We start from the raw sequence: 6,768 nt of genomic DNA, 5'->3' as shown, positions 1-6,768 counted from the left end.
TGTGGCACCCCCCACATAGAGCGTTGTGGCACCCCCCACACATAAAGCTATGGACGGGCGGCCCCCCTGCGGTTGGCCCACACGGCGTGCAACCAGCCGTACACGCCGAGCACGATGACCAGCAACGTCTGTATGCCATGCACGATGAGGGCGAACATAGACGCATCCGCATCGCTCACCCCGTAGAGCATCATCATCGTAATGACAGCAAAATGCCACGGTCCCGCCCCGTTGGGCGTAGGGACTATCACCGCAAACGTGCCGCCCACAAACATCACCAACCCCGCCAGAAGCCCCAGCGAGCTGGTGAAGCCGAAGCAATAGAACGTAAGGTAGAAATGCAGGAAATAGCAAAGCCAGATGGCCACGGTATAAAAAACGAAAAGCCACACATGGGCCACCCGGCGAAGCGATACGATGCCCTCCCACACATGGAGCACGACACCCTTCACACGCTCGAAGAAAGACAACATGCGGAGCAAATAGTACAGCAGCACCAGCACACTGGCCACCGACAGGAAGGCGACATAAAACCACGGCGAAGTAAGCAGATGAAGCAACGAAGGAATCTTGGTGCCCGTCTCGGCAAAAAAACGCAAGAACACAGGCATCTGCAGCAGAAACGTACCGCCCGCAAGGAGCAGCACGCACACACCGTCCAACAGACGCTCCGTCACCACCGTGCCCAGCGACTTCGAAAACGACACCTGGTCATAGCGCGCCAGCACCCCGCAACGCGACACCTCGCCCAAACGGGGAAGCACAAGACTGGTGGCATAAGAGATGAAAATAGCATCCACACAATTGCTCGTGGCAGGACAGGCACCCAAAGGCGCCAGCGTCTGCTTCCAACGCCAGCCGCGGAGCACATGCCCCAACACGCCAAACAACAAGGACAGCACCATCCATCCCCACGACGTACCGTGAAGCAACACCCGGCCCACGCGCTCGAAATCGAAATCGCGATACACCCAATACATGATAAAAGCTCCCAAAGCAACAGGAAGCAACACGGTCAGTATTTCTTTCAACACTTTCTTCATAACAACACAAGCAATCAACACCCGCCGAACCACATTTTATCCGCAAGAATAGAGCAAATCCGGCCAAATAGCGTTATCTTTGCACGCTGCAAAGATAGCGCAAAAGATACGAGCACTACAAATCCTTGTCTTAAGAAAGATGAAATCAGTAAAGCCAAAGAAATTCCTGGGACAGCACTTCCTGAAAGACCTGGCAGTAGCCCGCCAGATTGCCGACACCGTAGACGCCTGCCCCGGCCTGCCCCTGCTGGAAGTAGGCCCGGGAATGGGTGTGCTCACGCAATTCCTGCTGGAAAAAGAACGCCCCCTCAAAGCGGTGGAGGTGGACTATGAGTCGGTGGCCTACCTGCGCGAGAACTATCCGGAGCTGGAAGACAACATCATCGAAGACGACTTCCTGAAGATGCACCTCGAACGCCTCTTCGACGGACAACCCTTCGTCCTGACCGGCAACTACCCCTACAACATCTCCAGCCAGATATTCTTCAAGATGCTGGACTACAAAGACCTCATCCCCTGCTGCACGGGCATGATACAAAAAGAAGTGGCCGAACGCATAGCCGCCGCACCCGGCAGCAAAACCTACGGCATCCTGAGCGTACTGATACAAGCATGGTACAGCGTAGAATACCTCTTCACCGTACACGAACACGTATTCAACCCGCCCCCCAAAGTGAAAAGCGCCGTCATCCGCATGACACGCAACGAAACACAAGCCTTGGGATGCGACGAAAAACTGTTCAAACAAATCGTAAAAACCACCTTCAACCAGCGGCGCAAGACCCTACGCAACTCCATCAAACCAATACTGGGCAAAGACAGCCCCCTCACACAAGACACCCTGTTCGACAAACGCCCCGAACAACTGTCCGTCGCGCAATTCATCGCCCTGACCAACCAAGTGGAAGAAGCCTTAAGGGCAGGCAACAACAACCCATCCTCCCTATAACCTAACAGACACTGCGACACCTATGGAAATAGACGAAGAATACATCGACAAGGTAAAAAGCCTCATCGAACAAAAAGACGCCGAAAGCGTAAAGAACCTGCTGGCAGACCTCCATCCGGCCGACATCGCCGAACTGTGCAACGACCTCGACCTGGAAGACGCACGCTTCCTGTACCGGCTGCTGGACAATGAAACAGCCGCAGACGTCCTGGTGGAAATGGACGAAGACTCCCGCAAAGAACTGCTGGAAGCCCTCCCCTCGGAAACCATTGCCAAACGCTTCGTGGACTACATGGACACGGACGACGCCGTCGACCTGATGCGAGAACTGGATGAAGACAAACAAGAAGAAGTCCTCTCGCACATCGAAGACATCGAACAGGCTGGCGACATCGTCGACCTCCTGAAATACGACGAAGACACCGCCGGCGGATTGATGGGCACGGAAATGGTCACCGTCAACGAAAACTGGAGTATGCCAGAGTGCCTGAAAGAAATGCGCCAGCAGGCCGAAGACCTGGACGAAATCTACTACGTCTACGTCATCGACGACGAAGACCGACTGCAAGGCGTCTTTCCGCTGAAGAAAATGATTACCTCGCCTTCAGTATCGAAAGTGAAGCACGTCATGAAGAAAGACCCCATCTCAGTGCACGTAGACACCCCCATAGACGAAGTGGTACAGACCATCGAGAAATACGACCTCGTGGCCGTGCCCGTCGTCGACAGCATCGGACGCCTGGTTGGCCAAATCACCGTAGACGACGTCATGGACGAAGTGCGCGAACAGTCTGAACGAGACTACCAGTTGGCATCCGGTCTGTCGCAAGACGTCGAGACGGACGATAACCTCGTACGCCAGACCTCTGCCCGCCTGCCGTGGCTGCTTATCGGCATGCTGGGTGGCATCGGCAACTCCATGATACTGGGGAACTTCGACTCCACCTTCGCCGCCCACCCGGAGATGGCACTCTACATCCCGCTCATCGGCGGAACAGGTGGAAACGTAGGGACACAGTCATCGGCCATCATCGTACAAGGACTTGCCAACAGTTCGCTCAACGCCAAAGACACCTTGAAGCAAGTGGCCAAAGAAGCAATGGTAGCCTCCATCAACGCAACCATCATCTCGCTGCTGGTGTACATCTACAACTTCGTGCGCTTCGGCTCAGCGGCCACGGTCACCTACTCCGTATCCATCAGCTTGTTTGCCGTCGTCATGTTCGCTTCCATCTTTGGAACTTTGGTACCCATGACACTGGAAAAGCTGAAGGTCGACCCAGCCATAGCCACAGGACCATTCATCTCCATCACCAACGACATCATAGGCATGATGCTCTATATGGGCATAACCGTACTGCTCTCTTGACGAATATCGGTACTCGGAGTAAAAAAGTCAAAGAAAAAGTATGCACAAATCATTTTTATTTCATTAATTTGTAGACTAATGTTATACAAAGCAGGAAACTGCTCTAAAACTTAAATACAATGACGGACACTCATGACACTAATCTCCCCGAAAAACAGGTGGAATTAGAAGAAGCTAAGACGACTGCTGCAGATACAACCGAACAAAATCTTGCGGAAATACCTGCAGAAGAGACTGACAAAGAAGAACCAAAAGAACAACCTGCACAGAAACTGACCAAAGAAGAAATCTTGGCCAGACTCAAAGAGATTGCAGCCCATGTGGAAGCTACAAACAAGGCCGATATCGACAGCCTGAAACAAGCTTATTACAAGGCACACAACTCTGAAGTAGAGGCAGCTAAAAAACAGTTCATTGACAACGGAGGCGACGAAGAGAACTTCATTCCGCCAACTGACCCCACGGAAGAAGAGTACAAAAATATAATGTCCGTCATCAAGGAAAAGAGAAACGAAATGGCTGCCGAACTGGAAAAACAGAAGGAGATGAACCTCCAGGTAAAACTCTCCATCATTGAGGAGCTGAAGGACTTGATAGAATCGCCCGAAGACCCCAACAAAAACTACGCCGAGTTCAAAAAGCTGCAACAACAGTGGAATGAAACTACACTTATACCCGCAGCCAAAGCCAATGAACTGTGGAAAAACTACCAACTCTACGTCGAGAAGTTCTACGACCTGCTCAAGCTGAACAACGAGTTCCGTGAATATGATTTCCGAAAAAACCTCGAAATCAAGCAACGGTTGTGCGAAGCCGCCGAAAAGCTGGCCGACGAGCCTGATGCAGTTTCTGCTTATCACCAATGGCAGAAGCTTGACAAAGAATTCCGTGAAACAGGACCGGTATCCAAAGAGCAACGCGACGAAATCTGGGCAAGGTTCAAAGCAGCATCCAGCGCCGTCCACAAACGCCACCAGCAACACTACGAAGCACTGAAAGCCGAAGAACAAAACAACTTGGACCAGAAGACGGTCATCTGCGAAATCATAGAAGCCATCGACTGTGAAGGCATGACCTCACCCCTGCAATGGGAAGAAAAAGCCCAAGAAGTTATTGCCCTGCAAGCAAAATGGAAAACCATCGGGTTTGCCCCGCAACGCATGAACACGGCCATCTACGAACGCTTCCACAAAGCGTGCGACGACTTTTTCCACAAGAGGACGGCCTTCTTCAAAGAACTGAAAGAACGCATGAGCCAAAACCTGGAAAAGAAGAAGGCATTGTGCGAAAAAGCCGAAGCTCTGAAAGACAGTACAGACTGGAAAACTACCAGCGAAACTCTGACCAACTTGCAAAAGGAATGGAAAGCCATCGGGCCGGTAAACAAGCGCTACTCCAACGATATATGGAAACGGTTTATCACAGCATGCGACTATTTCTTCGAACAGCGTAACCAAGCCTTGTCTGCACAGCGCGGACAAGAGCAGGAGAACCTGCAAAAGAAGAAGGAGATTGTGGAAAAGCTGGAAGCCCTCGATACGGAAACGGACAGCGAAGAGGCCGCAAGAGTGCTGAAAGAGTATATGAAGGAATGGAACGCGACGGGCTATGTCCCCATTAAGGAGAAGGACAAATTGCAAAAGCGTTACCGGGCAGCGGTAGACAAGTTGTTCGACCGGCTGAACCTAAGCGCAGCACAGAAGAAGCTGACAACATTCCGTACGACATTGGGAGCAATGGCAGAAAGCGGCAACCAACTGTACCGGGAAAGGGAAAGACTGACACGCATCTGCGAGAACATGAAGAACGAGTTGATGACTTATGAGAACAACTTAGGTTTCTTGACCACCACTTCGAAGAAAGGAAACAGTTTGCTGGACGAACTGCACCGCAAGGCTGAGAAACTCCGGAACGACATCGAACTGACAAAACAGAAAATCAAAGCCATCGACGAAGCCATCAAGAAAGAAGGAGAAGAAGGGAAAGAAGCATAATACCTGCCCAAAATCTCCGATAAAAACAAGAATCCGTTCCTACGGCGTGTTGCCATAGGAGCGGATTTATTTTTATATATGCACACCAGACAAAAAAGAATGGCGTACGAGGCAGGACATCAATGGTGGAAGAGGCGGATGCCGGTGAAGGCCATGGCAATGCCGTATTTGTCGCACGTAGCGATGACATGGTCGTCACGCACGGAACCACCGGCTTGGGCAATGTACTGCACACCGCTCTTGTGTGCCCGTTCGATGTTGTCGCCGAAGGGGAAGAAAGCATCCGACCCCAGCGAAACGCCCTTCAGCCCTTGCAGCCAGACACGCTTCTCTTCAGGACGCAAGATGTCGGGCTTTTCGGTGAAGAACTGCTGCCACACGCCGTCGGCCAAGACGTCATCGTGGTCGTCGCTGATGTAGACGTCTATGGTGTTGTCGCGGTCGGCACGACGGATTTTCTCCACCCATGGGAGGTTGAGCACTTTGGGATGCTGGCGCAGGTACCAGATGTCTGCCTTGTTACCGGCCAGGCGGGTACAATGGATGCGGCTCTGCTGTCCGGCACCGATGCCGATGGCCTGTCCGTCCTTGACATAACATACGGAATTGGACTGCGTGTACTTCAGCGTGATGAGGGCAATCTTCAAGTCACGTTTGGCTTCGTCAGGGAAGTCTTTGTTCTGCGTAGGAATGTTGGCAAAGAGGTCGTCGCCGTTCAGTTTAATCTCATTGCGCCCCTGCTCGAAGGTTATGCCAAAGACATCTTTGTGCTCAATGGGCGCAGGCTTGTACGTCGGATCTATCTGGATGATGTTGTACGTGCCCTTACGCTTGCTCTTCAGAATTTCCAGTGCCTCAGGGGTATAGCCCGGAGCAATGACGCCGTCGGACACTTCACGGTGAATGAAAGCGGCCGTTTCTGCATCGCACACGTCGCTCAGGGCAATGAAATCGCCATAGCTGGACATGCGGTCGGCGCCACGGGCACGGACGTAAGCGTTAGCCAAGGGAGAAAGCGGCAGGCCCTCCACGAAATAAATCTGCTTCAGCGTCTCGTCCAAGGGCAGACCAATGGCAGCACCTGCCGGGCTGACGTGCTTGAACGACGTGGCCGCCGGCATCCCGGTAGCCTCTTTCAGTTCCTTCACCAATTGCCATCCGTTCAATGCGTCCAGGAAATTGATGTAGCCGGGACGGCCGTTTAATACTTCTATGGGCAATTCCCCTTCCTGCATATAGATGCGGGCCGGCTTCTGATTGGGGTTGCAGCCGTACTTTAATGCTAATTCTTTTGCCATATCTGTTCTCTTTATTACTCTGCAAAAATAATATTTTCTTTCGGTTTGAACAACAGCCATCATACACCGTCGGCATCGGCGTTTCATGAAAGTCTCCATAGCCCTTTGCTTTTTT

General features: G+C 52.1%; 5 protein-coding genes. 3 read left to right on the top strand and 2 right to left on the bottom strand.

All coding sequences use genetic code 11. The features are described from left to right. Window positions 1-47: 47 nt before the first annotated feature. Entirely contained in the window at window positions 48-1,043 is a 996-nt protein-coding gene (locus M3090_RS13275; RefSeq protein WP_249057064.1) for a lysylphosphatidylglycerol synthase transmembrane domain-containing protein, read from the bottom strand. 139 nt (window positions 1,044-1,182) lie between these two features. Here M3090_RS13275 and rsmA point away from each other — a divergent pair, with 139 nt between their 5' ends. The 3 genes from rsmA to M3090_RS13260 all read left to right on the top strand — a co-directional run bounded on the left by rsmA (window position 1,183) and on the right by M3090_RS13260 (window position 5,355). After that, window positions 1,183-1,992: a 16S rRNA (adenine(1518)-N(6)/adenine(1519)-N(6))-dimethyltransferase RsmA gene (gene rsmA / locus M3090_RS13270; protein WP_249057063.1), complete on the top strand. Its 810-nt coding sequence runs from the start codon at window positions 1,183-1,185 to the stop codon at window positions 1,990-1,992. Between the two features lie 22 nt (window positions 1,993-2,014). After that, entirely contained in the window at window positions 2,015-3,361 is a 1,347-nt protein-coding gene (gene mgtE, locus M3090_RS13265; protein WP_262918938.1) for a magnesium transporter, read from the top strand. Window positions 3,362-3,480: 119 nt separating this feature from the next. After that, window positions 3,481-5,355 (top strand): DUF349 domain-containing protein, encoded by a 1,875-nt coding sequence (locus M3090_RS13260; protein WP_249057061.1) that lies wholly within the window; start codon window positions 3,481-3,483, stop codon window positions 5,353-5,355. A 119-nt stretch (window positions 5,356-5,474) separates the two neighbouring features. On the opposite strand, the gene M3090_RS13255 is transcribed toward M3090_RS13260, so the two are convergent. After that, entirely contained in the window at window positions 5,475-6,653 is a 1,179-nt protein-coding gene (locus M3090_RS13255) for a phosphoribosylaminoimidazolecarboxamide formyltransferase (protein WP_249057058.1), read from the bottom strand. Window positions 6,654-6,768 lie beyond the last annotated feature (115 nt).

Origin of the sequence: Bacteroides sp. ET71 (genome assembly GCF_023336905.1) — a bacterium.
Classification (GTDB): Bacteria; Bacteroidota; Bacteroidia; order Bacteroidales; family Bacteroidaceae; genus Bacteroides.
This window is presented reverse-complemented; position numbering and strand designations above follow the sequence as displayed.